The organism is Bdellovibrio sp. ArHS, assembly GCF_000786105.1.
GTDB lineage: Bacteria > Bdellovibrionota > Bdellovibrionia > Bdellovibrionales > Bdellovibrionaceae > Bdellovibrio.
Window position 1 is genome coordinate 193,056 of record NZ_JTEV01000010.1, and the last position, 26,178, is coordinate 219,233.

Below are 26,178 nucleotides of genomic sequence, written 5' to 3' on the forward strand. Positions count from 1 at the left end.
AAAATCCGTGTAAAAAGACGGCTAAAAATGGAAAGGGCCCTTGGTGGTTTTATCCGTCCAAGGGCCCATGATATTGCGGCGTATTATTCCGTAAAAACGGTCGAGGAGTGCCGCACTCGCTCTAGTAAGTACATACTCCAAGATTTGATCCAGAGATCACTTGGCGGCACGTCGCCCCTGCGCCGCAAGTGTTTCCCTGATCCAATAGGCAGCTCTGAGTTAATTTATTTCTGCAGGCGCTGGCGCTATTACTTGCTCCCGGTACGTTTGAGATTTGTGGAATATTGATCGTTGTTTGCGGAGCGGCCGTCGTGTAGCCCCACGTGTAACCCCACTGCCAGTAATAAAGCGAGTTGTTATAGGGGTTCAAAAGATCGTTGTGAATACATCCTAAACCGAAAGAACCATTATAAGTGGCGGAATAGCCTGACGGGCATCCGCAGAATCCATACTGATTGAAATAATTCGTATAGTTGTAGGCGTAGTTGAACATGCCCGGATAGGGGATGAATCCGTAGTACTGCGAGTACACTGTATTGTTACAATAGGCTTGGCCCGTTAAACAACTTGTGTTCAAGGGGGTTACTACTGTTGTCGTCGAACCGCCATCATCGCCCGGCTGACAGGCAGCAAGGAACAAAGCGAAGACGAAATAAACCAACTTTTTCATAAGTGGCTCCTTCAGATAATCTTTCATCAATCTTAGGGAGTTCAAGTTTGGTGCCTTCCCAGAAAATCTCCAACTCGGATATATTCGAGCCCAGTCGCAAAAATTCCAATTTGGGTGACCATTTTGGGCACTCAGCGCCCAAAGGTGCCTGTGGATTTTTGTACTGCTCTGCATGACAAAAAATGAGTGGGCACCTTTTGGTTGGCAGTGGAAAGAGCTTCTTTTACTCTTTTATGGAGCATCGAAAGGAGTCGATCATGAAAAACATCGGATGTGTTTTTGCTTTCTCTTGGGCCGTTCTTTTGGCCGTACCTGCTTTTTCTGCTGTTCCTGCACAGAAGCCTCCAACGGCGGCCAAAATTCTTCAGGGTCAAGGCGTCAGTTTTGGCGGTGTCGCCGGGACTGGATTTACTTTGTTAGATGTGCGCCGCACGGCCGACGCGAAGAAAAAGGTCGAGAGAATCGTGATGGATATCGGCGATATGAATGGCGCCTCTTTAAATGGGTTGCCAGGTTATTACTTTGCAGAGCTGAAGAAAAATCCGTCTCGTTTGGTGATAGATTTTGCGCAAATGCCGAATGCGAACATTGATCAGACGCGTCTGTCTTCCTTGATGAAAAACTCGTTGGCGGTGACCGGGACGACTCTGAGTCTTGATCCGATCGACAGTTCTTTAAATCTGACATTGGACTTAAAGAAAAATACCAAAGTTCGTATTTACCAGGTGGCTGGTAAGAAATCGACAAGCAAAGTTGTTGTCGACTTGATGACGGAATAGAGCGATGAAGTTTCTATTTCTGTCTTTTTTCTTATTGTCGAGCACGGCGCAAGCTCGCGTGTTTAATATTCAAAAAGAAACTTTCGCCGCGTATTTCTTAGCTAGTGGCGGCGCCTCTGCCATCGGCACGAAAGCTTTGGATGGTGAGGCTGGGGCGACGCTGTCTTATGGCGGGAACGTGAACTACAATTACTCCGGTGAGTTCGGCTTTCTTTATTCAGTTCGTTATTTGAATTTTCGCTTCGGTTTTGAAATTCTAAAGCCAAGTGCGTTGGATTCCACCGCGAACAATGGCACAGACGATTTGTATTCTGCCGACAGCCAGATTTTGGGATATGTTCCCAAAGTGGGTCTTGAGGTCAATCTGCAAAGCACGAACACTTATCGTTCGTTTGTTTCCGCTTCCGCAGGCTTGGCCAATGTCACTTTGAAAAATGCCTACACCCTGACCACCGCTGGACAAACCGCCTTTCCAGGGGTTGCGGACCATACCGCCGAGTCCAAGGGGACCGCGACGTCCTTGCAAGCCTCTTTAGGTTATGAGGGTGTTCTTTCCGATACGACAACTATTCTGGTCGAGTTCGGTTATCGTCAGCTAAAAATTGATAATTTAAAATACACGAAGGATGTCACGACATTTTCCGGTGCAAAAAGCAGCGGCGATGCGGTGCTGACGTCAACCGGAGAGCAGCGCGAGCTGGATTTTTCGGGCGGGTTTATTTCTTTGGGTTTTCGTTTTTACATGTAAGGAAGCTTCAACATGAGTGCACTCTATCGTTTGCGCGGGCTCGAGTATTCGTATCTTTGGAACAAGCAACAGGTTCCCGTCCTTAAGGGAATTGATTTAGAACTGGAAAAGGGCTGCTTCACCTGCATTGTCGGGCCCAGCGGAACCGGGAAAACAACTTTGTTGAATCTTCTGGGAATGATCGATACTCCATCAAGCGGGCATATCGAGTTTGCCGGGCAAGATGTCACGCATCTTAAAGAAGACGAGAAGGAACAAGTGCGTCTGCACAAGGTCGGATTTATTTTTCAGTCCTTTTATTTGATTCCAACTCTTACCGTCTTGGAAAACACGTCCTACTTCCTACCGTCTTTAGGTTACAATCAGGTCGAGGCGATGAAAATTTCGATGGAGACTTTGGATCTTTTGGGTTTGGCAGACCATGCTAAGAAAAGACCTTTAGAACTTTCGGGGGGACAACGTCAGCGGGTCGCCATCGCCCGCGCGATAGCCAAAAAACCTGTGGTTGTTTTAGCGGACGAACCGACGGCGAACCTGGATTCTGTCACGGCGGAAAAAACCATCAACGCTTTTAAAGAGCTGCAGAAAACCGAAAACACCAGTTTTATATTTTCTACGCATGACTCGCATCTGGTGAGTTTTGCCAAGTCAGTTTACCCCATGAAAGACGGTCGCATCCAGGAGACTCGCTAATGTTTGAACTTGTTAAAATCGCATGGCGCAATCTATTTAGAAATCCTCGTAGAACCTGGGCCAGTTTGTGTACGGTGGCGTTAGGGGCGGCAGGTCTTTTGATTTATCAGGGTTTCAATTCAGGCGTGATGAATCAGTATCGCGAAAATGTGATTCATGGTTACTATGGCTACGGCCAGGTTTTTCCGAAGAACTATTTCGGCAAAGTGCATGAGACCCCCTGGAAAGCCTGGTTTGAGAATCCGGACGAGATTGAAAAGCAGATTCGCTCTTCAAGTGCCGTGACCCAAGTCTTTCCGCGCGTGTCCTTTTATTCCTTCATCGTGAAGGGCGGCATCACTCTGGGCGGAAAAGGAGAAGGCGTAATTCCTGATCGAGAGAACTCTTTCTTTACCGACATGAACTTCATTGCCGGCGGCAATTTGCAAAGCGAAGATGAAGTGATTCTTGGCAAAGGTTTGGCAGAAAGCCTGGATGCCAAGGTGGGTGACGTGGTGACGCTGTTGACCCAGACCGTGAACAATCAATTAAATGGCGCGGACCTGAAAGTGGCGGGCATCTTTTTCACCGGAAAGAAGGTGATCGATGACTCTTTTTACCGTGTGGACTTAAAACAGGCGCAACAGCTTTTGGACACCCAACGAATCGAAATGTTTTCTTTGGCAACCAAGGGCGTGGACGCCTGGGCTCAAGTCGAAAAAGATATTCATGGTGCCAACTCGAATGTCGAGGCGATCCCGTTTGAGATTTTGGATAAAAACTATTATCAAAATTCAGTCGATTTTTTAAACGCGCAGTTCTCGTTCATTCGTTCGATCATTCTGGTGATTGTCGCGATGGGTATCTTCAACGTTATTTCAGTCGGCCTTTTGGAAAGAGCGGGAGAAATGGGCGCGCTTCGTGCCAACGGAGAAAAACGCGTCCGTTTGTTCCGCATCCTTCTTATCGAAAATAGTTTACTGGGAATTTTAGGTGGTTTTTTAGGAATCTGTTTAGCGGTTTTGATCGACAAAACTTTATTGCGTGGAGGAATTCCCATGCCCCCGGCGCCGGGAATCACACGTCAGTTTATAGTCTATTTGGACATCATGGCTCCTCACTACGTTCAAGCACTTTTGCTACCGATGGTGGCCACGGTTGTCGCGAGTCTGTATCCGACAGTGAAGCTTTTGAAGAAGTCCATTCCCGAACTTCTGCGTTCGACGTAGAGGCGATGTGTAAATTTCTTTTTAGAAAAATCCCGTGCTTATGCCACGGGATTTTTTTTATCCATATTTCTTTTATTACTTTTTTAACATGCTTTGTTTTTCCGGGGCCGTTTCGCCAAACAAGATGTGAGTAATTCCTTTTGAAAGTCTTGCGTATTGTGTCCAGTCTCTATACAACAGTGCCAAAATGACATTTTTGGGCCACTTCTAGAGTGTCAGTTCTAATTTACCGCGGAAGACAGCGATATTTCTTAGGTACGGTAATTGCTTTGAAAGATTCTCTGAGGAATTAATTTTTATGAGAGTGTCCGTTCTGGTCAATTCCAAAGCCGGGTCTGTGAATGCGGATCTGATTGAAGCCAAAGTTCGCGAAGCGTTGTTTCGCTGCGATCTTCGTTTCAGCCGTCCGCAAACGCTGACGGAGATGGCGGATTTTCTTAGTGATGAGATGGCTTATCAAACCAATGCTATTATTATCTGCGGTGGTGATGGCACCATCAATGTCGCTCTTCAATGCCTTATGAAGTATGAAGATTTCAGCAAAATTCCTCCGATCACAATTGTGCGTTCCGGAACGGCCAACGATTTGGCGCATGAAATCGGCGTCTCGCATCGCATTGATCGGGCTGTTCGTAATATCTTTGAAGGTGTTGTAAAGAACATCGATGTCATTGAAGTTGGTTCCCCTGAACAAAAAGCCTATATGTTGACTAATGGCGGTCTGGGACTTCCGGCGGTCGCGGCGGAGCTTGCCAACAAGTTTAGAAATCATCTTCGCACTCTTTCCACCTGTCCGAAATCGGCGAAAGCTTTCCGCTATCTTGCAGAGAAAAGCTATTATGCGGTTAAAAAAATGGGCCCAGGTGTTTATTCAATGATGACCGCAGAAGCGATTCGCACTTGGAATCCTGATGGCTGGGGTTTGGAAATTGAAATCCCGGGCAAGGTCAACGTCGAGACAAATTCGCCGATTGTTTTAGTTAGCAATCAACAAAGCATCGGGGCTAGTTTTTTGCCGGCTCCTTACACCTCCAACACAGATGGCACGGTGAATTTACTTTTATCGGAAACGAAAACAGCCCAGCAACATGCCATGGCAGCTTTACGCATCCGCAAAGGAAATTTGGAGAAATTCAACGCCTTTAAATCATTTGAACTTAAAGAGTTCAGACTAAAGAGCCAGAACCCCGGCCGCTCTTTGACTTTCTTTGGGGATGGCGAGATTCTTCTTAAGGACGTGCAGGAAATTTCAATCCGCTGCTTGCATCGCGGACTTCCTATCATGGTCCGACAATAACGGTAAATCTGGAGGCTCCGTGAGCAGACCTCGTATCCTCGTTACAGGAGGAACTGGCTTTCTCGGAAAATTGGTCGTACCCCTTCTTCGTGAAAAATTCGAGGTGGACGTCCTATCCCGCTCGGGCCAGACGGAAGTCCAGGGGGACCTCACGCATTGGAATGCGGACCTCAACTTCGAGACTCTTCGGGAAAAAAATTATTCGCTCTTTCTACACATGGCAGGCCTGTATGACTTAAAAGGATCTTATGTTGATTGTTTTCAACATAATATTTCTGCGATGGGAATTGCTTTGAAAGTTGCCGAGGCGCTGAACATTCCCTATTTCATGAATACAAGTACGGTCGCGGCCGCCATCAATTCCACGCTTTCTACTGTAAAACCTTATGACTTAAATTTTTCCAAACCCTTTCCCGATGCCTATTCAGATTCGAAGGCTTTGGGGGAGCAGGTGTTGCAGAACTGGCCCGTGAAAAACATCAAATCGCGCATCAATCTGCGTCTTGGTGTTCTGGTCGGGGATACCAGAAAAGGACGCATTGAACGTATTGATGGTCCTTATCATGCTCCCGAAGCCTTTAAAAAAATTCGCCCCTTAGTGGAATCCTTTCCGACAGCCTTGCCTTTGCCGGCAAATGAAAACGTGCGTATGCCGATTGTACCTGTCGATAAAGCGGCAGAAGCCATCGTGAAATTTTGCGAGTGGACGCTGTTGGAAAAGCCGGAAGGTTATAAAAGCTTTCATGTCACTCCCACTTACGGATTGACGGCAAAAGAGCTTTATACGGCGACGTTGAAACGTTTGGCGATTCCCAATAAAGGAATCAGATTAGTCAGCAAAGTTCCCAAGTCTCTCATGATGAAAATCTCAAGCCTGGTGGCGCGGTTCCCTGAAGAGGAACTCTATTATCTGATGAATTTTCCGAATTACGATACCGAAGCGACCCGCAAAGTGTTGGGGGCTTCTTGGTGTCCTGAGTTTAAAGAATATGAACAAGCATTTTGGAGCGGGTATGAAGCATTCGTATCGAATCGCCGAAATTAGTTTCGGTCGACCGCACTGGGATGCGGCCTATGAGTTTGAATTCAACGGCAGCCATTTTGAGGTGCAGCGTTTCAGCGTGAACTTTTCCGTGGATGGCGTGCGCCGTCTGATTGAAACGCTTCGCAATCAGGTGGATGCTTTTGCTTTGACCAGTTTACCTCCGGTCATCAAATTGGAGCAGAAAAGTTACGTTCACCGTCAGTACTTAGAGATCATGGGCATTCCGTCGCCGGTTCCCTTGTGTGACGGAACCGGTTTGCGGGAAATTGCCAATATCAATTCGCTGGTTAAGAATATTGAGACCGGAAAAATTCAGCCCGAGGGTGGGATCTTTTTCCCTTCGGCCGTGTTCTGTGCGGAATTGGAAGAGTATATTCGTCATCGTTACCGTAAATCGGTCTATATTGGCGATGCGTATTCTTTGTTGGGAGTGCCTCTTTTGATTCAGCCTTTCCGAGGCTTGATGACGCTGTCCAAACTTGTCTTGAATGTCGCCAACTTCAAAGATCTTCGTAACAACACTCCCTTGGCGGAAACAAAACTTCAAAAGATGAGCCGGTCTTCGTTAGCGGCGCAAGTCGAAAATGTTCAATATGTTTTCTGTGATCTGCCATTCCTGCTTCTTTTTGATTCGGCGGCGACCGAATTTGTACGGGGCAAAGATTTGGTGATCTGGTCCTCGCATCCGTTGATGGAGGCCGAAGTCAAAAAATACAATCCACGCAGTATCATTAATTTATTTCCCGAAAACTATCGCGTGCATCCTTACATGAACTATTCTGTCTTGGATGCGACGTTAAGGCTCGTGCACAATCGTACGGCTCCTTTAAGTATTGAAGAGTGGGAACAGTTGATGACGGAAGATACGGAAATCCGTCAAGTCGCCCGTAAGTACGTCATGACTCGCAATTCATCCACGCAGGCGAAGATTTCCAAAGGAATTAATGCCGTTAAGAATAAAATCTTAAGCGAAAAGGAACCCGACTTTGCATTTGTCATTCATGCGCTGTCGCACAGTGATTTTATGCGTGTTCCCGGTTTGGGGGCTTTGAAGTACATGCCGAAAGAGTGGAATGACTCTTTCGATAAAATGGCGGCCAAAGTTCCGCCGTTTGTACACGGTCATGTGAAGCACATCATCAGTGAAGAAAGTGGCAAAGAAATCAACGGCCTTATTTACGCGCTTCCGGCTACGCCGAAGGTTCTTAAGAACACGGATCCAGAAGTAGTGTATCAGAAAATTGAGGGCATCTGTTATGATGCCGCCAATCGCGGTGCGAAGATGATTGGTCTAGGGGCCTACACGAAAATTGTCGGTGATCAGGGGATCACCATCAATCAAAACAGTCCCATTCCTGTCACGACCGGAAACAGTCTGAGCGCCTCAGCCACACTCTGGGCCTTAAACGACGTCGTAAAGAAAATGCGCCTGCTGAATCAGAATCCTCAGACGGGGATGGTCGATGGAATGGCGATGGTGATTGGGGCTACGGGCTCGATTGGTCAAGTTTCCGCGAAACTTCTGTCATTGGTATTTAGTAAATTGTGTCTGGTGGCTCCTCGCCTGAATCGTTTGCAAGAGCTGAAAGAAACCATTCAGAAGATGGCCCCGCATTGCGAAATCACAATCGCGACGGATGCCAATGAGCTGGCGCCGCAGGCCGATGTCTTGGTGACAGCGACTTCGGCTTTCGATCATAAAATTGTGGATGTCATGCTATTAAAACCGGGAGCTGTGGTTTGTGATTGTTCACGCCCCTTGGATTTTGACATTGAAGACGCCAAGAAAAGACCGGATGTTTTAATTATTGAATCCGGCGAAGTAATTTTGCCAGGCCCGGTGGAAATCGATTTTGATATGGGCCTTCCAGGCAAAGCGGTCTATGCCTGCTTGGCAGAAACAGCACTTTTGACTTTGGAAGGGCAGTACGAGGCTTTCACGATGGGACGCGATATCGAGTGGAACAAGGTGAAACAGATTTACAGAATGGCCCGTCGTCATGGAGTTCAATTGGCGGCGATACAAGGTCACACCGGCATCATCACGGATAAGGAAATTGAACTCACCCGACAACTGGCACTTTCAAAAAGAAATAAATAGGAGATGTCATGAAGACACTTTTAGCCGTATGCACCTTTGTATTTGCAGTTCAGGCATCAGCTCAGGAAAATCCCGCAGAGTGGGTTAAAAAAGCCGACAACATTCGCAATCCCGCCGAATCCTACGAGATGAAGATCCGTGTTGAAACGCCGGAAAACAACTCTGTCTTCCAGGTCTTTCTTCAGGGACAGGACAAAACTTTGATTGTTACAAAAGAACCGGCTCGGGATAAGGGCCGTAACATGTTGATGCTGGATCGTGATTTTCACGCTTACGTTCCGAATTTGAAACGGTCCATGCGACTGTCTCTGGCTCAGAAACTTTCTGGGCAGGTTTCTAATGGAGACATTTCACGTACGCGTTGGTACGGCGATTATGACGTTACCAAGGAAGCGGACAACGGGAAAGAAGTGCAGCTTTTGCTCAAAGGAAACAAAGACAATTTAACTTATGCCTGGATTCGTCTGTGGTTAAAAAAAGGAAGCTTTGAGCCTTTGCGTGCTGAATATCTGGGTTTGAACGGAAAGACCGTTCTAAAGAAAGCCTTTTTTGAAGACTATAAAAATATGGCCGGAGCCGTTCGGCCGACAACCTTAAAAATTGAAGATACAAATAAACAAGTCAGTTACGTGCGAATCCTGGATATGGGAAAAAAAACCTTCGGAGAATCCTTTTTCACAGTTCGTAATATGGAAAGCATGAAGTGAGATTTGGCTTTCTTCTGATCCTTCTCTTGAATTCTGCTGCGGCCATGGCGGACCTCACGGTTGCGCCTCGCTATGAATATATTCAAGGCAAGGACGAGGAGTTGGCCAATCGCCTGCTCGTCAAAGGAAAGCTGAATTCGACGTTAGGACCCTTTGGAGTTTTCGTCGAAGGTTTTGGCGAGCTGGAAGGAAACGAGGATCAGGCCTACGTGCGACGTTCTCCTTCTCATGGATATCTTCAAGAAGCCTATTTTGAATTCAATTTAGATTCTTTTTACGTGCGCGTCGGAAGACAGGCATTGCGCTGGAGTGAAAGCTGGACCGTGCCTTCCTTGGATGTGTGGACGGGAAGACGCTGGAATCGTCTTTTTTTCGACCCGCTGGCGGACCAACTGACTCACTCCACGGGTGTGGTTTTCTCTTACGCTCGCGAATCTTATTCTTTTGAATTGGTGGGGGTGGGCGAACTCGCGAAATCCTCCTATCCTGTTCCCGTGGAAGGCCCGTCCGTCGAAGAAAATACAAGTTTTGGCGGAAGAGTGAAATGGAATTGGGGAAACTTCGCTTTTTCCGCTTTGTCGGCGCAGATTTCGAAAACAGATCATTATGGTCTGACCGGAAACTATGCTTTTGAAAATGCGGTTCCCAAATTCGAAGTGGGTCTGATTCATGACCGCGAAGCTTTGGCCAATCAGCAGGATCGGAAATTCGCGACGTTAGGATGTGATATCTTTTGGGGAAACTGGATATTGCTGACGCAAGCCAGTCAATATGAGACCGTGCAGATTACGGGCATTGAAACAGAAACCTCATACTATTTGTCAGGACAGTGGAATCCCAACCGACACGATATTCAGTTTCAGGCCTTTTACATTCCCGCATCTGAAAGTCGGTTTGGCAGTTTTAGTTATGGCTATAATCTGACCGACTATTTCACGGTCTCTGGTTTTGTGCAAAATTATGCTGGCGGCCGCGATTTGTATCAGATTTATGAAGAGATCACGGGTGGCACCGTGGTCGGTTTACGTTTAGAGTTAAGTGGTAATTTAGCGTTTTAAGGAGCTTTCATGGCAAAAGAATATTTTTCCGACTTGAACTACACCTTGTCCAATGAAGACACACGAATTGAATTTGAACTGCTGCCCGCGAATGCGGAGCGTGTTTTCAGTATTGCTGGCTCTGGCGCGCGCTGTCTTCCCTTGATGGCGAAAAATCCCAAATACTTGGACGTCATTGATATGTCCGTCAGTCAGCTTTATCTTTGTGAGCTGCGCCTTCAGGCGATGAAGACGCTGACTTATGAAGAATATCTTTTTTTTATGGGATATCGTGGGGCCTTGCAGGGGGGGAGCGATAAAGGCGATGATCGCGAAGCACTTTATAAAAAGCTGACGTTGTCGGAAGAGGCGCGAAATTACTGGAACGAGCGCGTTTCGGGATGGAAACCCCATGGATTTATTCTTTTAGGACGCTGGGAATCTCACTTTCAGAAGCTGGGTTATCTTTTCCGCGAAGTTCTACAATGTGACTTCGGCAAAGTGTTCGCCGCGCAAAGCCTGGAAGAGCAGATTGAACTTTATGAAAAGCATTGGCCGAAACTTCGCTGGAACAGTTTTATTAAAGTGGCCGCCAGCGAATATGTCTTCAATAAGTTTTTATACAAAGGTCATTTTAGCGGCAAAGCGGAACATAAGACTGAACAGCGATCCCCATCGCAGTTCATCATGGAAGAGTTCGAACGCATTTTCCGCACGCAATTGGTTCGCAAAAACTATTTTATGCAGATTCTTTTTCTCGGGCGTATTGCTTATGAAGAAGGTCTTCCTTTAGAAGCTCACTTTGAGACCGTCGAGGCCGTCAAAAAGTCCAGAACGGAAGTTCGCTATCTGCATGGGAATCTTTTGGTAGAGCTTCCTAAACATGCGTATGATTTCATCTCGTTATCAGACACCATTTCCTATTTGTCTGAATCCGATGCCAATCAGATCTTACAAAAGTTATCCCCCGAAACGCGCAGTCAAAGTCAAATGGTCATCAGGTCCTTTATGCGAGCTCCCACGGCCATTGATACGCGTGATTGGGAACCTTTGTCTGATCGTAATCAGTGGGCGCAATCCAAGGACGGCACGGGAGTTTACCAGTTCCACATCTTCCGCAAGAAGTAGTGTCTCATTCTAAGAATGTCGAAGACTGATACTTAAAGCTTCCCCTCATTTTTACCGATAAATGAGGGGATTATGAAAGATAAGAACGTCAGCAAGATCAACATTTTGATTGTCTTTTTTCTTTTGGCGGGCTGTACAGACACAAGCCCGACGGTCTCTGTTTTGCGTTCTATCGACGGTTTCAATTTTTCGCCAAGTCATATTGTTACGGCAAGTCTCAATTCAGTCGCGGCTCGGGCCGAGTGTTCTTCTTTCGTCGGACAGGTGCAAATGAGTTTCGATGGAACGACGTGGTTGAATCCCTCTGACTATGACAGCACCGCCAAGAACACTTGCGAGAATGGCAAATTCGAAATCATTCTTTCAAATTCAAAAGCGCCCTGGAACTCGATGAGCATCGTCAACGGTGACACCGTTTCCGTGAAATTTCGGGCACAACCTCGCCTCGGTGACTATATCTATCGAACGGTGAATGTTAAATTCGTTCCATCTTCGCCGATGTCGCAAGAAATACTGGCGGGCTCGCAGGTACAGACGGGTACGGGATTGCAGCTGCACGGACGAGTTCGCGCGCAAGACCAGCACGTTGCTGCAGGCGGTGGTTTTAAAGTTCGCGGAAGGATCGTGCAGTGAACATGATCGTCGCATTTATATTTTCATTCATGTTCTCAGCGATGGCCGCGACGGGGCCTGGGCCGATGTTGACTTATGAAGGTGTTTTGACGGACTCCTCAGACACTCCCATAACCACAGCTCAGAATGTGACCTTTGAGATTCTTCAAAATGGCAGCTGTATTCTTTATCGCGAGACTCAAACAGTCAATCCTGGTTCGCTGGGGCAATTCAGCGTCGTTGTTGGGGTCGGAAATAGAACGGATGCAACGGGAAACACTCTTGAAAAAGTTTTTGCCGTCAGTGGCAACGTGAATTGTGACGGCTCTTCGGCCGTAACTGCGGCGGGGCCTTCATCTCGTTCTTTGCGCATTAGTGTTGGCGCGACGGTGTTGACGCCCGATGTGACGATCACGACGGTCCCCTACGCAATTCAGGCTCAGCGTTTAGGCGACAAGCAGGTCTCTGATTTTATCCTGGCATCAGGAACTTCCACGCAGGCGAATGTCGATGCTTTGACGGCGCTTTATCCCAATATCAATGCGCTTCTGAATATCTACCCCGCAACAGCGCCGGCGACGGGAAGCGTTCTTATTGGAAATGGCGCTACTTTTCAAACGGGCAGTATCGTTGCCGGTGCAGGTATCAATATTTCAAACAGTGCGAGTTCCATTGTGATCTCTGCCACAGGTGGCGGTGGCACTGGGACAGTCACAGAGGTGACGGCCGTGGCGCCATTGACGGTCACAAATGGAACGTCCACACCGGCGCTTTCGCTTCCTCAAGCCAGTGGTACCGCCAATGGTTACTTGAGTATGGCTGATTGGAACAGCTTCAATAGTAAGCTCAGTAACGCCCTGTCTACGGGAAGTATCTTCGTCGGAAATGCCGCGAATCAGGCCGCGGCGGTCACAATGTCTGGCGATGCGACGTTATCTTCGGCGGGTGTATTGTCCCTTTCCGCAATTTCGACCCCGGGAACTTATTCAAAAGTTACCGTCGACGCCAAAGGACGCGTAACCAGCGGGGCCGCCCTGGCGCCAGCGGATATTCCGGGCTTGCCCTGGGCACAGATCACTAGTGGTCTGCCTTCAAACCTTGCAGGGTATGGAATCACGGATGCGATTAAGAATGCGGGAGGTACACCTAGCATTCAATCCGGTTTGGATTTAGATAGACCCACCATAGGCACAGTGGGACGTCTTTACGTCGCCACGGACACGCAAAAAATTTATCGCGATAATGGATCTTCTTGGGATCTTTTAAGCTCGGGAATTTCGACAGGTGCAACGGGGATTGCGGGTGGAGACCTATCGGGAACTTATCCCAATCCAGCGGTTGCAAAAATTCAAGGGCGGGAAGTCGCCTCGACAACGCCAGCCGCAGGTAACGTCTTAAGGTATTCGGGTACGACATGGACCCCTTCGTCGCTAGCGATGGGGGATCTGACTGGAGTGCTGCCCGTCGCGCAAGGCGGAACCGGAGCCAATGCACTTTCTCCCAATCGACTTCTTATCTCTAACGGTGCCGGAACGGCGATCACCCACTTGACGTGTGCGGCAGGGCAGATGTTGGTCTTTGATGCGGCGGCTATCGCCAGTTGCTCTAGTTTTGCTGCTTCGACCGTGATTCTTAGGGATGGAAATTCATACGGGTCCGCGATGACGATTGGGACCAATGACAGCCAGGATCTGAACTTTGAAACTGTCGGGGCCGCACGCATGACGGTGACGAGTACTGGTCGCGTCGGTATCGGCACGACCAATCCCTTGTCCAAATTGGATGTGACTAGTGATGGCAGCTCTTCGATCATTCGCGCTACGACGGTGTCAACCCAAGCCTCTGACTACTCTTCGTTCTATGGTTATGCCGCTCGCGGCACCCTTGGATCTCCGACGCATCCGTTGTCGGGGCAGGGAATTGCGGGGTTTTATGGGGCCAATGCGATCAACCCCTTGGGTTATGCGGGAATGACGATTTCTGCTTCTGAGGATCACACAGGCTCCGCACAGGGTATGGCACTTGATTTGGTGGTAACTAAAAATGCCACAACCACGCCGGTCTCTGGATTGAGGATTGCGAATGACGGAAAAGTGGGCTTCGGAACTTTCAGCCCCTTTTTCAAAGTGCATGTTTCAGATGACTTGACCACAACACCTCTGGGAATTACTTCTGCCAATAGCACAGCGACCGGTCTACGTCTGCAAAACACCAGTGGTAGTAATATGAGTGCCTGGAATATTGGTCAGGTCGGAAATGCCTCGTCATGGGGTAATTTAGGAACGCTGGCCTTTAAACATGATGCCGTTTCCACACCGATAATGACGCTGATACCTTATGGTGGAACGAATGGCGGCGTCGGCATCAACATGACGACTTTCACTGGATATGCTCTTTACGTGAACGGGGCTGCGACGGGCACCTCATGGACGAATCTTTCGGACCGCAGATATAAAAAAGATATTGCCACTTTGCCCGAGGCTTTGAATAAAGTTTTGCAACTTCGTGGGGTGTCGTTTGTCTGGGATCAAGAAAACTTCCCTGATAAAAAATTTCAAGAGGGGCAGGATATCGGGGTGATTGCTCAAGAAGTCGAGGCGGTTTATCCCGAGGCCGTTACGACCTCTGCGGATGGTTACAAATCCGTTGCGTATTCAAAACTGGTCGCGCCGTTGATTGAAAGTACCCACGAACTATATGGAATGTGCAAAGCTCAGGCTTCACAAATCGCCAGTCTTGAACGAAAAATTGCATCGTTGGAAGAAGCCAAAGCCTTGAATGAGGAACGGCTGCAAAATCTAGAAAAAGAAAATGCCGCTTTGAAAAAAGATCTCGAATTGATCAAACAGAAATTAGGCCTCTAGTTTCCGTCTCGGTCAGGGACGTTTTGATCTCATCTTCAAACACCGTGCACCTTTTATCTTCATGATCCTTCCATATTTGTTAAACTTATAGCTATAGAAAATTGAGGTACGTGTAATGGAAAAGTATATTGTATTGATGGTACTGCTTTTCTCGTTTTCCGCGCAGGCAGGCGGGCCGAAGAAAGACGCCCGCTATGAACGTGGTTTACTGAAAAAAATTAAATGCTCCTATTCAGGAGTAAATCGGGCTCCAGCATCCAAGCCTCTTGAAAACGTCGTATTTGAGGATCCGGCGAATACGGTCTGTGATCCTCTATCGCAAAATTCCGGCGCCACTCCGGACAGTGGTCTTTTGGGTAAATTAATTCTTAGAACGCCAGAGATGGGTAAAAAGATTTCTGGTGTCATGGACTATTACAACAAGGGGCAGAAACTAGACGCGAAGCTTTATTTTTCGGACGTGAATGTGCCTACAACTCCTTTCACGTCAGGTTTCAAAAATGTCAACGGTGACGTCTTAGTGGACGCCCAAGGCAATAAACTGATCGAACATTTTGCGATTGAATACACTTCTGTCTTAAAGCTGTCAGCGGCTGATAAAGAGGGGCACTATGAAATTGCCACACTGTCTGACGACGGCTCCCGTGTCTTTATTAAAGAGAACAACCAGTGGAACGAAATCATCAACAATGATGGCGATCATTCCACGCGTATGGGGTGTGCTTTTCGTACCGTCGAATTGAAGCGTGATTCTGAAGTGCCTATCAAAATTCTTTATTATCAAGGACCTCGCTATCATATCGCGAATGTTCTGATCTGGAAGTATCATAAGAAGGCTCAATCTTGGAAAAATCCCAACCATCATTCACTTTGTGGTGTGTCCTCGAACAACTACTTCTTCAATGCCAATAGCGGCAAGAAAATGCTGGCAATGAAGTTCTTGGAACAAACAGGTTGGTCTGTTATTGCTGCTGCTAACTACAAGATGCCGGCCCAGACCACAAATCCCTGTCCCGTGGAAGAACCTCCCGTTGAGCTGGCTTTGACAGACTTCCAGGTTGTTTCAGCGATGGCTCCTACCGCGGTTTTGAGTTGGAAAACGAATTTGCCGACGAACAGTCAGCTAAGAATTTTGAATGTCTATACGGGTGAAGAGATCCTTACGCCGTTGGATGCCAATCTGGTCACGGATCACACGGTCACACTAGATGGACTGGTTCATGGTATTTACTACCTGGCTCAGGCCATTTCCGAGGATAAGGATGGCCGTAAGGTGATAAGCTCCCAAATTGTTCTATTGCCATAATTTATGGGTTTTCTAGTAAAGAAAGTGTCTAGTCTCTAGACACTTTCTTTGAACTCTTGAAGTTCTTTCATCGCGGTGTCCGACTTTGTCACCGCTTCTTTAGATGTCCCGAAGACTGTGATAATTAAGGCCTCTCTTTTACACGAGTGAGGTCTTATGAATCTAAAGGTTTTTTTCGGTACCTTTCTGTGTCTTGCGGGATTTTGGACTCCGCAGGCGAAAGCCTATTTTATTGCCTCTGAACCAGCGACCATTCGCGCGGGAGTACCTACGGATGTCTTTGTCGCGGGCTTTGGTGCGGATCAAGGAAACCAGTTTCTAAAGGCCGCTATCTTAGCGGCCAAAGTTTCGCGGGATCGTTTTCCCGAGCGTCAGCGGGTGATTATCAGCCCGGTCAACGAAAACTTTGAAGGGGAACGTGCGCAGCTTGCGAACGCTGGTTTCGGTTTTCGTAAAGCCGACAAAGATGACTTGGTGAAAGCACGACTCATTCTTGCGATGAAGTACTTGAATGCTCCCTTGAGTTCACTTCAGTTCTTTGGCCATGCCAACACTTACAATGGCTTTCGTTTGCAGGACAAAAGAGATCGCATCAATCACGAAGATGAAGAGTTCGCGCAAATCGGAAGTCTTCTGGCTCCCAATGCCATTGTCGTTATCAACTCCTGCAATTCGGGTTGGTTGTTGGCACCTACAGGGGCAAAGTTGTGGCGTCGTCCTGTTTTCGGCAGTTTAACTTCGTCGGACTTCCACGAACCCATGAGTGACGGCTTGTGGTACGAGCACAATCCTGGTTCCTTTCCAGAGAATCTGACTCGCATTGGGCAAACGACCAGCGTGATTCGGGAAAGCTTGGACTGTGGGACGCGCAAGTGTCTTCGTCTTCGACCTGTGAATACGCCTTACTCCGATGACTTCGGGCGTTTCAGTAAAGGCCTGGGGTTTTACAAAGTGTTTTCACCTGTGGAAAGTCTGATCCCTCAGGCGTTGGTTCACTACACGTTGATAAGTCCGACAGTGACACCACTTTCCAAGCAGTCCTCACGCGAGGATATGATCAAAGCTGTCGTGGATTGGATGTGCCCGGTTGATAAAAGCAGTAAAAAACGCAATGCCTGTCGCGAGGCGATTGAAACGAGAGCCTATGAATCCAATAAAACACTCAATTTCTTTAGCGGTACTCCGATTGCTTGCGGCAACACAAGCTGCGCGACGATTGTGAAGTGTAATGTATTTAAAGCCGTCGTCGGCGCGGTTCCTTGTAAAACCGTTGACTTGGATGACGTGAAGTCCACCGTGTTCAGCGACCAAATGAAACAGATAATGAAGGGACTGGATCTATTCGAGTCTGGACAGCTAAAGCTTTAGTCTTAGCAAAATTTTGCATAAAGAACGCAGCCACGAGCTGCGTTTTTTATTTCAGCCCCCTGTCAGCCAGTACTGCAAAGGCTTTGTCACAAGGGTAATGAAAAATGCGGTTGAAGCCAGAACAGCGATGGCGCCGGTCTTCTTCTCGTTTGCCATAAAGACAAACCCAGCCAGTAAGTTAAGACTTAAATTGGCGATCAAACCGAAAAACCATATCGACTGAGAAGTCTGGTAAGCCGAGTATAAAGTAAAAGCTTGAAGCACAAGAAAAATCCAAGCTATTTTTTTTATCTGGATTTTGCGCGCCAGGCGCGACAGATTTAAGACACCCAGCCAGACAAAAAGACTCAAAAGAAAAATCAGAACATCACTGAATATCGAAACGGGATGCTGAAGCAAAGTGCGCACAAACAAGCCGAAGGTGCCGCATATTAAAATCAATAGAAGAATATGCATTGGATGTTTCAAGCGCCCAAGGTCTCCTTAAGAGTAAAGTTCCTCGATCTGGTCCTTGAATTTCTGATCCAAGACTTTACGTTTGACCTTTAAAGAAGGGGTGAGTTCGCCGCCTTCAATGGTAAACTCATTCGGAAGGACCGCGTACCTTTTTATGGTTTCATAGCTCGCCAGATGGGCATTGGCGTCGCTAACGGCTTTGCGAGCGATCTCTTGAACAAACGGGGAGTTCACCAAGGAATTCCAGTCTGCATAACTGATGTTCTTTTCTTTGGCAAGATTCTCGACGGTCGGACGGTCTAAAGTGATCAGAGCAATAATGTATTTCTTTTGATCGCCGTGAATGTGCACATGCGCCACATACGGAGACAGCTTCAGAAGACCATCCAGTTTTTGTGGAGCCACGTATTTCCCACCGGCTGTTTTAATAAGATCTTTCTTGCGATCGGTGATTTTTAAGTCGCCACCAGGAAGAATTTCGCCGATGTCCCCCGTATGAAACCAACCGTCTGTGAAAACCTCTTTGGTGGCTTCCGGATTGTTGTAGTATTCTTTCATGACCTTATCGCTTTTAACCAGAATTTCGCCATCGTCCGCGATTTTAATTTTCACTTCACCGATGGGGCGTCCCACGGAACCGAAACGATAGTTGAAGGGCGTATTCACGGTCACCGCAGCGGTCGTTTCGGTCAACCCATAGCCTTCCAAAATCAAGATGCCCGCAGAGTGAAAGAAAAGCGCGATGTCTTTGGATATCGGAGCGCCGCCACTAATAGCAAAACGCAAACGACCGCCGAAAGCTTCAGTGATTTTTCCTAGGACAAGCTTGCGTGCCAATTCATATTTGAGCAACAAGTCCAAAGGTAAAATCTGCCCGCTGAGTTTGTATTCGCCCACTTGGCGTCCCACATCCAACGCCCAAGTGAAGACTTTCATTTTAAGAGGTTGAGTTTGCACTTGCGCCCAGATAGCTGCATAGATCTTTTCAAAAATACGCGGCACGGAAACCAGCAGCGTCGGCTTTATTTCCGTTAGATTACCACGGATTTTTTCCAGACTTTCCGCAAAGGCCATCGTGAAGCCAATATAAAGATGACCCCAATGTTCGATGCGGCCAAGAATATGGGCGTAAGGCAGAAAACTGAGCGTGACATCCTTTTCGTTAGCACCGGCGAATGGAAAAGCTTCAGAGACTTCACTGAATGCCTGAAGGTGGGTTAAGACCACGCCCTTGGGGCGCCCGGTTGTTCCGGAGGTGTACAGTATTGTTGCCATGTCTTCCGGTTTTAAAGTTTCGCACGGTGTGCGATAGCAGTCGGGGTGCTTTTTCAGATAGGCCTCGCCCAACTCATGCATTCTTTTCCAGGTAACGGCCTCGGGATTCGGGCAGGTGTTTTCAAAGACGACAAGTTTTTCAACCAGGGGGCAATTGCTTTTAATAGATTCAAATGTTTTAAGCGGGCCCCGGCTTTCGCATATCAAAAGGCGTGCGCCACAATTATTCAAAATGAACTCCACGTCTTCGGCGGTGTTGTTTTGATAGATGGGAACCGTGATGGCTTTAATGCCAAAAATGGCCAAGTCTGTAACGGCCCATTCATAACGTGTATTGGCCATGATGGCGACGCGGTCGCCTTCTTTGACTCCTAAAGCTAAGAGGGCTGCACCAATATTTTCAATATCCCGGTAGTACTCTGCCCAGGATTTGGAATGCCAAGTATCTTTAATTTTAAACTTAACGGCCACGTGCTCAGGATTGCGACTGCGCATGGAAAGAATAGAATGTCCCAACGTGGTTGGCTTCGTCATGATGAAAACTCCTAGTTGCCTGTGTATAATGACGGAGATTACTTCAAATACAAGTCGACAATTTTTCGTTGATCTGTTGGCACTGTGACAGTGGTCTCAGCAGAAAGCCCGGTTGTCTTATTCACAGCTTGAATTTTTACTCCCACTTCGGCCTGGATCAGATAGGCATCGCCGCTGGGTTTGATATTAACAGGAACTCCGGCAATGCGAAGCTCTGGATTGGCGCCACCATTAACGATGTTAATAATCACAGAGGCGACGCGGGGAAGCCTTTGCAGTGTGCCGTTAAAAGAATAGGCTTCATAAGTCGGAGTGATTGTTGTCACCAAGTCCGTATAACCTTCCTTCACTAGGCGCAGGCTGAAAGGAGTGTTGGCTTTGACGGTTTTGCGGGCCGGCGTGAATTCTCCGGTATCAACACCGTCGATGACGACGCGAGCGCGGTCTGGGCTGCTATAGATAGTTACCGTGTATTCCGGAGACGTTGCCGCCATATCCAGTTGTTGAGTTCCACTGTTTTGCGCCGTGTTTGGCGTTCCTGGAGCCACGGCTGTCGCGCCCACCGCAGGAGCTTTCGGTGTTTTCTTCGCAATAAGATTGTTGTAAACCCACCATCCACCGACGATCAGGACCAAGCCGATGACGGCTTTCATCACCAGGCCCGTCATATCTTCTATGGATGAAGAAGACGCGGTTCTTGGAATCGAGGTGCGAGTCCCATTTTGTGAGATGCCAGAAGGTGTCCGTGTCATCGTGCCCGTGCCAGCGTAAACGCCGGTCGCGGATGTACGAGTCTGTGTGATATTAGTATTGGTTTGTCCCGCCGCAGGCATCGCTGGTTTCGGGGGCGTCTTGAGGTTGTCCAGATTCACGCGAATGTCGGTCGACGTATCGATGTTTAGTTTTTCTTCGCTTTCATCGGGAACCGGCGCCTGTGGAAGAGCCCGAGCTTGGGTGCGCATGTCTGTCTGGGTCACCACAGTCTTATCATCAGGATTTGTGCCCTGAATTTTTGCGAACTCCACCAACTTGCGACGTTGCTCAAGAAACGCCGCGGAAAATGCATTTTTCATGAAGACGCTAAAGTCGTGCGGAGAGAACTCCGGATACTGCGTATTTAAAAAGCGATTCAAATCACGGTGCAAGGCCGCCGCGGTTTGATAGCGAAGGCTTTTATCTTTCGCCAAAGCTTTATTGACAATTCTTTCCAGTTCCGGAGGAACAGAAGGATTGATCTTGCGGATGGACGGAACTTGGCATTCACGAATTTTACGAAGAATCGCCGCTTCACTGTTAGAAGTGAAAAGACGGTCGTTAGCCAAAAGTTCCCAAAGAACGATGCCCAAAGAAAAGATATCCGTGCGCGTGTCGATGGATTGTCCATCGGCCTGCTCGGGACTCATGTAACCGTATTTCCCTTTGAGGGTTCCGGCTTTGGTGGCTTCCAGTTGGGTTTCGGCTTTGGCGATACCGAAGTCGATAATTTTAACTTCGCCCTCAAAGCTGACCATGATGTTTTGGGGACTCATGTCACGATGAACGATGTTCAAAGGTTTGCCCGTCGTACCGTCTAGACAGCGGTGTGCGTGGTCCAAACCAGCGGCAACTTCTTTCATCATGTAGACGATTTGTTCAATCGTGAATTGTGTGTTGGATTTTTTTAGTTCATTCAGAATCTGGCGCAGGTTGCGTCCTTCGACGTATTCCATGACCAGGAAGAATTGACTTCTTTCAACCCCGAAGTCGTAGATCGAGACAACGTTCCCGTGATTCAGATTCACGGCAATCTTCGCCTCTTCTTTAAACATCTCGATAAATTCTTGATGATCAGAGTATTGGGGGAGAATTCGTTTGATAGCGACAAACTTGTTGACGCCCACAGCACCCGTTGACTTAGATAGGTACACTTCCGCCATACCGCCGGCAGCGAGACGCTCTAGAAGGATGTACTTACCAAACTGCTCTACGGATTGAGACATGAAAACTTATTCCCCTTTGTGAGGTCTATCGGTAAAATAAAATCAATCCTTAAGGAGAATTGTCTATGAAGTGGATAGGACTGACCGGAGGTATAGCTTGTGGCAAGAGCACCGTCAGCCGGGCGTTGAAAGATCACGCGATTCCGGTTGTGGATGCGGACGAAATTGCCAAAGAGGTCGTGAAGTCCGGTTCTCCTGGACTGAAGTCCGTGATCGATGTTTTCGGAAAGGACTTTCTTTCGTCTGATGGTTCCTTAGATCGTCGCAAATTAGGACAGCATGTTTTCGGCCATCCCGAACTTTTACATCGCCTGGAAGGAATTTTACATCCTCTGATTCGTGAAGAGACCCGGCGACGACGACGTCTGCTGGAAGAGATGAATCATCCGGTCGCCATTTATGACATCCCTTTGCTTTTTGAAACAAAAGCGCGCGATCAATTCGATGCGGTGATCGTGGTCTCTTGCACAAAAGAACAGCAAAAAGAGCGATTGCGTCGTCGACAAAATTGGACTGATGATGAAATCGATATGCGCATTGCTTCGCAGATTCCCATTCAGTTTAAAGAGCAACATGCGGACTTTGTTCTTCATAACAATCGCGATGAACAGCACCTGCTGAAAGAAATCGAAAGACTTCTAGCGTGGTTGAAGACATTGACGCCGGAACCTACTTAAAAAGTGAAGTTATAACCGAACTGAGCGAAGAGATCCGGCCCCGTCACAGCGACACCAACACCAAATTCTGTGGTGAACGCATTTCCCAATCCCACCGACGCTCGGGCCCGCCAACGACGAATTTCCACGAGCCCCGCCAATTCATCAGTGCCTTTTAGATAGAGATTTGCGGAAGCTCTTAGATAGGGATTGAATCTGTCATCAGGGCAACAATACCAACGGTAGCCTGCTCCCAACCCAACAAAGTTCGCGGTATTCACGGCGACTTCATAATCCCAATAGATCGAGTCGTCTTGAAGAGGAATAAAGCGTAACGAAAGCAAAGGGCCTTGAGTCCACTCATCACTTTCCAAATAGTTGCCACCGGCAAAACCCAAAGCAGCTCCCAACAAAAACGTGGGCGGCGAATCACGCAATTCCGGATCGCGAATATCGAGCATAGGATCTGCCTCCGCATTCAAGGGTTGCGTTTCTAAAGTCGTGGTTGTTTGTGGAGCGGCCGCACTGAAAAGGGGGCTCACGACCAAGGTCAAAAAAAGAAGAGAAAGAAGAACTCGCATAAGACAAAGTATAAATTACGACTACAATCATTGTTAACAAATTTGGAGGCAAATTTATGTCGAACCGGGGATTCCTCTTCCTCTCGGGACTTTTTGCGCTGTTAACTGGACCCGTTGTCCAGGCGGAAAGTATCAGCACTACGATCCATCATCACTATCAAGCTCCGCGTGCCTTGGGGATGGGCGACGCCTTTGTCGCTGTGGCTAATGACTATTCTGCGATTTTTTACAACCCGGCAGGGTTGGCACGACGAGACGACGGACAGGTCAATTTGTCTTTAAGTGCCGCTGGCACGCCGGGAGCGATGGACTTTTACGATGAGTATTCGCAGATCGAGTCATCCAATCAATCTGAAACGGACAAGCAGACAGCCTATTTACAACTGATTCAGAAGCACTATGGCGACGTGTACTCATTAAGACTCGCGCCTTTGGAAGGCGTTTGGGTTCGTCCTAACTGGGGTATGGCCTTAATCCCGATGGATGTCAGTGTTGAAATGGCGATGCATCAGCAGGTGGGACCGACATTGAATGCGACGGTGTATGCGGACACGACTTTAGGTCTGGCATATGCCGACGATCTTCATTGGTTCGATTTTGGACGTTTTTCTTGGGGCGTAACTGGAAAATTCGTCAATCGTGGTTTTTTTAGTAAGCCGATCAGTGCCACAGACTTGGCGGCAAGTAGCGAGATTGTGGCAAAAGAGGATCTGCTTGAAGGTTACACCGTGGATGCGGATCTGGGAGTTCTATGGACGCCCGAGCTTCCAGACTCTGGCCTCTGGTCGTTATTGCGTTTGGCCCATCCTACTTTTGGTGCTGTGGTAAGAAATGTCGCTGAAACCGGTTTTGGACAGTCGATGCAACTGGTGAACAAAGAAAAACAAAATGGCACACCCGAAAAACTTTACCGTGTCTTCGACCTGGGCTCGCGCTGGGAGTATCCCTCGATGTGGATCTTTGGCGGCCGGGGTGTCTTGGATGTCAGAGATCTAGGACATCCGGACTTCACTTGGCGGAAAGGCATCCATCTGGGCTTCGAATTTGATTGGACAGTCACCAGTTGGTGGAAAGGCCAGTATCGCGTGGGAATGAGTCAGGGATTTTGGACGGCGGGTCTTTCGGCAGAGCTGGGCATCTTTAACCTTGATGTTGTCTCTTATGCCGATGATGTGGGAACCCGAAATACCCCGATTGAAAGCCGCGTTTATGCGACACGATTGAATCTGGATTTTTAAAAGGCTGGATTAAAGAAAATAAAAAAGGCTTCCTTGGGAAGCCTTTTTTGTTTTACTAAGCATGTGAAAAATTACTTCCATTGCTCCAGAAGCTTCTTTCCCAGCTCGACGATTTCTGCGGGATCAGACGTGGCGATGTCGACGCCGGCCTGACCCAACGCTGTGTTGATCTGACCACAAATATCTTCATTTGCGGATTTGCTGCCTCCGCAAGTCGTCGTGTAAACGGTTTGCACCACCTCAGTCACCTGTGTGATAGCTTGCTCAGCTTCTTGGACTTCAAGAGGGTCCACGGAAGTTAAGCCCGCAATCAAGTTTGTGATGGTCGTCTCTAGCTGAGCGGCATCACAATTCGTAAGTGAACTGCAAGAACCAAATGTTCCTCCCGCCACGCTGGATAGCAAAGTCGCACTTTTAGCCATGGCCCCAATCAGGGTCAATCCTTCTTGGCCAGAGGCTGCGCAGGCTGTGAAAGTGTCGTTCATAAGATCAATACGTGGAAACGTCAAAGCGGAAAGCAACACTGTCGTACTTTGATTGTCTTGAATGGCATTTAAAGCACTTGAAAGATTTGCGGGATCGGTGACTTCTGCGGCGATGAAACCAGCGGCGCAACGAAGAGAGTTCGCGCGGGCGGAAGTCAGACCCGAAATTTTTTGTGTACAGGCCATCGCCGATGCTTCATCGGTGGCTTTATCCAGACAAAACTGCGCTTCGGCAATCATGTCCTTCTCTGTTTGCTCGCCCTCACATCCCGTAAGGACAAAAGCCAAACTCAAGGTCGCTAACAAAGCTGCAGATTTATAAATTTGCATCGACGTCTCCTTCATGAAGTCTTGAAAGTACTTAGTACTTATCGGAATCCAGAAGGGGCTCTTAACTCGGATTTCTATTAAAAAAAGAACAAACTGTCTTACCCTGAGACGCTAGAAATTCATCTCCATTTCCAGAGCATAGACGGGATGGGACTCCCAGTTTTCCGCCGTCGCGAAGTGGGAAGATTTTTCTACAGGGCGATAGATCACCTTGAACAAGGGTTCAAAGTGATCTCCGGCGAATTTTACAAAAGGGGCAATATCTAAAGTATTGACACTTTCATTGAAATTCGCAGAACGGGTGATGTGGTTCTTGAGTCCGGCAGCCCAGCGTCCCCACAGATAAGAGGGAGAAAATTCAAGCTTACTTTGGCGAAGTTCAATATCGTCCCCGCCTTCGCGTGGCAGATATTCCGAGTGTTTCAGGCGAAGACGTGCTTTTCCCCAGGTTTGCAACGGCAGGTGCGTGCGAATATCCAACAGCAAAGCTCCGTCGCGAGCGTCGTCGATTCTTTGCGCTTCCTGAAGAAGATAGTTGTAGGTCATTTGAATCCGCCACTTAAGATCCCAGAGCTTTTTGGAAATACGCAGTCCTGCTTTTACTTGGTCCAGGGACGTTTCGCGAGCCTCTGCTTCGTCTTTGTGGCTTATTTGGAATCCCAGGACAAGGCCATAAAGTTCGTTGATCCTCCAGGCCCCTTGAATGTCGGCCTCGGATGCAGATCCATTGATCTTCTTTTCACTATCGAAAGTTGACTTTGCTTCCAGCTCCACTTTAAGGTTCCAGTTCTTTACGTCTTCCGGAATAGGCATAACGCTGGTTGACTCTTGCGCAAAGCCGGGTTGGCAAAGCAAGAAGAGCAAAAAGAGGATGAGGTGGCGTAAAGTCAGCTTCATGGCTTTTTTATATTGGAATAAACCCAGAAATTATTGTTAGGATTCAGTCAGGGTTTTCAGGGTGTTCTAATTCGCTGTTGTCGGTCGACTCGCGACCACATATACCAGACTTAATGGGGATAGATGTGCCTAATTACATTTCATTGATCTTATTGTTATGCGTGGTGAAAGCCCAGGGGGCCCC

Annotated in this window: 23 protein-coding genes; 16 read left to right on the plus strand and 7 right to left on the minus strand. The window is 47.9% G+C overall.

Translation table 11 applies throughout. The features are described 5' to 3' along the window. Positions 1-121: 121 nt before the first annotated feature. Entirely contained in the window at positions 122-670 is a 549-nt protein-coding gene (locus tag OM95_RS05295; RefSeq protein ID WP_041871028.1) for a hypothetical protein, read from the minus strand. Positions 671-927: 257 nt separating this feature from the next. Between OM95_RS05295 and OM95_RS05300 the strand changes: the two genes are divergently transcribed. The 14 genes from OM95_RS05300 to OM95_RS05365 all read left to right on the plus strand — a co-directional run bounded on the left by OM95_RS05300 (position 928) and on the right by OM95_RS05365 (position 17,563). Then, positions 928-1,449 carry a hypothetical protein gene (locus tag OM95_RS05300; RefSeq protein WP_291515600.1) on the plus strand — a complete coding sequence of 174 codons (522 nt, stop codon included), beginning with the start codon at positions 928-930 and terminating at the stop codon, positions 1,447-1,449. Positions 1,450-1,453: 4 nt separating this feature from the next. After that, complete coding sequence (locus OM95_RS05305; RefSeq protein WP_041871030.1) at positions 1,454-2,197, plus strand: hypothetical protein; 744 nt, start codon at positions 1,454-1,456, stop codon at positions 2,195-2,197. A 12-nt stretch (positions 2,198-2,209) separates the two neighbouring features. Next, positions 2,210-2,890 carry an ABC transporter ATP-binding protein gene (locus tag OM95_RS05310; RefSeq protein WP_041871031.1) on the plus strand — a complete coding sequence of 227 codons (681 nt, stop codon included), beginning with the start codon at positions 2,210-2,212 and terminating at the stop codon, positions 2,888-2,890. After that, positions 2,890-4,098: an FtsX-like permease family protein gene (locus tag OM95_RS05315; protein WP_041871032.1), complete on the plus strand. Its 1,209-nt coding sequence runs from the start codon at positions 2,890-2,892 to the stop codon at positions 4,096-4,098. Before OM95_RS05310 ends, OM95_RS05315 begins: the two co-directional genes overlap by 1 nt. Positions 4,099-4,396: 298 nt before the next feature. Beyond that, on the plus strand, positions 4,397-5,395 hold the full coding sequence (locus OM95_RS05320) for a diacylglycerol kinase family protein (RefSeq protein WP_041871034.1): 999 nt from the start codon (positions 4,397-4,399) through the stop codon (positions 5,393-5,395). Between the two features lie 19 nt (positions 5,396-5,414). Continuing rightward, on the plus strand, positions 5,415-6,440 hold the full coding sequence (locus OM95_RS05325) for an SDR family oxidoreductase (RefSeq protein WP_041871036.1): 1,026 nt from the start codon (positions 5,415-5,417) through the stop codon (positions 6,438-6,440). After that, complete coding sequence (locus OM95_RS05330; protein ID WP_041871038.1) at positions 6,409-8,541, plus strand: dehydrogenase; 2,133 nt, start codon at positions 6,409-6,411, stop codon at positions 8,539-8,541. Before OM95_RS05325 ends, OM95_RS05330 begins: the two co-directional genes overlap by 32 nt. A gap of 8 nt (positions 8,542-8,549) precedes the next feature. Then, positions 8,550-9,248, plus strand: coding sequence for an outer membrane lipoprotein-sorting protein (locus OM95_RS05335; RefSeq protein WP_041871040.1), 699 nt, complete (start codon positions 8,550-8,552; stop codon positions 9,246-9,248). Next, complete coding sequence (locus OM95_RS05340; protein ID WP_041871042.1) at positions 9,245-10,306, plus strand: hypothetical protein; 1,062 nt, start codon at positions 9,245-9,247, stop codon at positions 10,304-10,306. Before OM95_RS05335 ends, OM95_RS05340 begins: the two co-directional genes overlap by 4 nt. A 9-nt stretch (positions 10,307-10,315) precedes the next feature. Further along, positions 10,316-11,413 carry a DUF3419 family protein gene (locus tag OM95_RS05345; protein ID WP_041871044.1) on the plus strand — a complete coding sequence of 366 codons (1,098 nt, stop codon included), beginning with the start codon at positions 10,316-10,318 and terminating at the stop codon, positions 11,411-11,413. Positions 11,414-11,485: 72 nt separating this feature from the next. Then, entirely contained in the window at positions 11,486-12,046 is a 561-nt protein-coding gene (locus OM95_RS05350; protein ID WP_291515601.1) for a hypothetical protein, read from the plus strand. A gap of 29 nt (positions 12,047-12,075) precedes the next feature. After that, on the plus strand, positions 12,076-14,889 hold the full coding sequence (locus OM95_RS05355) for a tail fiber domain-containing protein (protein WP_291515602.1): 2,814 nt from the start codon (positions 12,076-12,078) through the stop codon (positions 14,887-14,889). A gap of 115 nt (positions 14,890-15,004) precedes the next feature. Continuing rightward, positions 15,005-16,195, plus strand: coding sequence for a PA14 domain-containing protein (locus tag OM95_RS05360; RefSeq protein WP_041871048.1), 1,191 nt, complete (start codon positions 15,005-15,007; stop codon positions 16,193-16,195). A gap of 156 nt (positions 16,196-16,351) precedes the next feature. Beyond that, positions 16,352-17,563: a hypothetical protein gene (locus OM95_RS05365; RefSeq protein ID WP_041871050.1), complete on the plus strand. Its 1,212-nt coding sequence runs from the start codon at positions 16,352-16,354 to the stop codon at positions 17,561-17,563. Positions 17,564-17,614: 51 nt separating this feature from the next. Here the strand turns inward: OM95_RS05365 and OM95_RS05370 are convergent, their stop codons facing one another. The 3 genes from OM95_RS05370 to OM95_RS05380 are packed head-to-tail and all read right to left on the minus strand — an operon-like array spanning position 17,615 to position 21,807. Then, the gene (locus OM95_RS05370; protein WP_291515603.1) at positions 17,615-18,031 is read right to left on the minus strand and encodes a hypothetical protein; all 417 of its coding nucleotides are present in this window, start codon (positions 18,029-18,031) and stop codon (positions 17,615-17,617) included. 15 nt (positions 18,032-18,046) lie between these two features. Further along, entirely contained in the window at positions 18,047-19,828 is a 1,782-nt protein-coding gene (locus OM95_RS05375) for a long-chain fatty acid--CoA ligase (protein WP_041871054.1), read from the minus strand. A 38-nt stretch (positions 19,829-19,866) separates the two neighbouring features. Further along, entirely contained in the window at positions 19,867-21,807 is a 1,941-nt protein-coding gene (locus tag OM95_RS05380) for a serine/threonine-protein kinase (protein WP_041871056.1), read from the minus strand. 65 nt (positions 21,808-21,872) lie between these two features. Between OM95_RS05380 and coaE the strand changes: the two genes are divergently transcribed. Further along, the gene (coaE, locus tag OM95_RS05385) at positions 21,873-22,484 is read left to right on the plus strand and encodes a dephospho-CoA kinase (protein WP_041871058.1); all 612 of its coding nucleotides are present in this window, start codon (positions 21,873-21,875) and stop codon (positions 22,482-22,484) included. Here coaE and OM95_RS05390 read toward each other — a convergent pair. After that, positions 22,481-23,044, minus strand: coding sequence for a hypothetical protein (locus OM95_RS05390; protein ID WP_041871060.1), 564 nt, complete (start codon positions 23,042-23,044; stop codon positions 22,481-22,483). The two genes, coaE and OM95_RS05390, sit on opposite strands and share 4 nt — an antisense overlap. 56 nt (positions 23,045-23,100) lie before the next feature. Here OM95_RS05390 and OM95_RS05395 point away from each other — a divergent pair, with 56 nt between their 5' ends. Continuing rightward, positions 23,101-24,282, plus strand: coding sequence for a hypothetical protein (locus OM95_RS05395; protein ID WP_041871062.1), 1,182 nt, complete (start codon positions 23,101-23,103; stop codon positions 24,280-24,282). 71 nt (positions 24,283-24,353) lie between these two features. Here OM95_RS05395 and OM95_RS05400 read toward each other — a convergent pair whose 3' ends face one another. Further along, positions 24,354-25,097: a hypothetical protein gene (locus OM95_RS05400; protein ID WP_041871064.1), complete on the minus strand. Its 744-nt coding sequence runs from the start codon at positions 25,095-25,097 to the stop codon at positions 24,354-24,356. A 111-nt stretch (positions 25,098-25,208) separates the two neighbouring features. After that, positions 25,209-25,994, minus strand: coding sequence for a hypothetical protein (locus OM95_RS05405; RefSeq protein WP_041871065.1), 786 nt, complete (start codon positions 25,992-25,994; stop codon positions 25,209-25,211). Between the last annotated feature and the right edge of the window lie 184 nt (positions 25,995-26,178).

Bases quoted from the DNA above. Each gene is read 5' to 3' on its own strand.
- OM95_RS05365 (WP_041871050.1), top strand. From the start codon at position 16,352: ATGAATCTAAAGGTTTTTTTCGGTACCTTTCTGTGTCTTGCGGGATTT.
- OM95_RS05315 (WP_041871032.1), top strand. From the start codon at position 2,890: ATGTTTGAACTTGTTAAAATCGCATGGCGCAATCTATTTAGAAATCCT.
- OM95_RS05350 (WP_291515601.1), top strand. From the start codon at position 11,486: ATGAAAGATAAGAACGTCAGCAAGATCAACATTTTGATTGTCTTTTTT.
- OM95_RS05380 (WP_041871056.1), bottom strand. From the start codon at position 21,807: ATGTCTCAATCCGTAGAGCAGTTTGGTAAGTACATCCTTCTAGAGCGT.
- OM95_RS05345 (WP_041871044.1), top strand. From the start codon at position 10,316: ATGGCAAAAGAATATTTTTCCGACTTGAACTACACCTTGTCCAATGAA.
- OM95_RS05400 (WP_041871064.1), bottom strand. From the start codon at position 25,097: ATGCAAATTTATAAATCTGCAGCTTTGTTAGCGACCTTGAGTTTGGCT.
- OM95_RS05320 (WP_041871034.1), top strand. From the start codon at position 4,397: ATGAGAGTGTCCGTTCTGGTCAATTCCAAAGCCGGGTCTGTGAATGCG.
- OM95_RS05360 (WP_041871048.1), top strand. From the start codon at position 15,005: ATGGAAAAGTATATTGTATTGATGGTACTGCTTTTCTCGTTTTCCGCG.
- OM95_RS05330 (WP_041871038.1), top strand. From the start codon at position 6,409: ATGAAGCATTCGTATCGAATCGCCGAAATTAGTTTCGGTCGACCGCAC.
- OM95_RS05390 (WP_041871060.1), bottom strand. From the start codon at position 23,044: ATGCGAGTTCTTCTTTCTCTTCTTTTTTTGACCTTGGTCGTGAGCCCC.
- OM95_RS05355 (WP_291515602.1), top strand. From the start codon at position 12,076: ATGTTCTCAGCGATGGCCGCGACGGGGCCTGGGCCGATGTTGACTTAT.
- OM95_RS05405 (WP_041871065.1), bottom strand. From the start codon at position 25,994: ATGAAGCTGACTTTACGCCACCTCATCCTCTTTTTGCTCTTCTTGCTT.
- OM95_RS05295 (WP_041871028.1), bottom strand. From the start codon at position 670: ATGAAAAAGTTGGTTTATTTCGTCTTCGCTTTGTTCCTTGCTGCCTGT.
- OM95_RS05310 (WP_041871031.1), top strand. From the start codon at position 2,210: ATGAGTGCACTCTATCGTTTGCGCGGGCTCGAGTATTCGTATCTTTGG.
- coaE (WP_041871058.1), top strand. From the start codon at position 21,873: ATGAAGTGGATAGGACTGACCGGAGGTATAGCTTGTGGCAAGAGCACC.
- OM95_RS05300 (WP_291515600.1), top strand. From the start codon at position 928: ATGAAAAACATCGGATGTGTTTTTGCTTTCTCTTGGGCCGTTCTTTTG.
- OM95_RS05335 (WP_041871040.1), top strand. From the start codon at position 8,550: ATGAAGACACTTTTAGCCGTATGCACCTTTGTATTTGCAGTTCAGGCA.
- OM95_RS05395 (WP_041871062.1), top strand. From the start codon at position 23,101: ATGTCGAACCGGGGATTCCTCTTCCTCTCGGGACTTTTTGCGCTGTTA.
- OM95_RS05375 (WP_041871054.1), bottom strand. From the start codon at position 19,828: ATGACGAAGCCAACCACGTTGGGACATTCTATTCTTTCCATGCGCAGT.
- OM95_RS05305 (WP_041871030.1), top strand. From the start codon at position 1,454: ATGAAGTTTCTATTTCTGTCTTTTTTCTTATTGTCGAGCACGGCGCAA.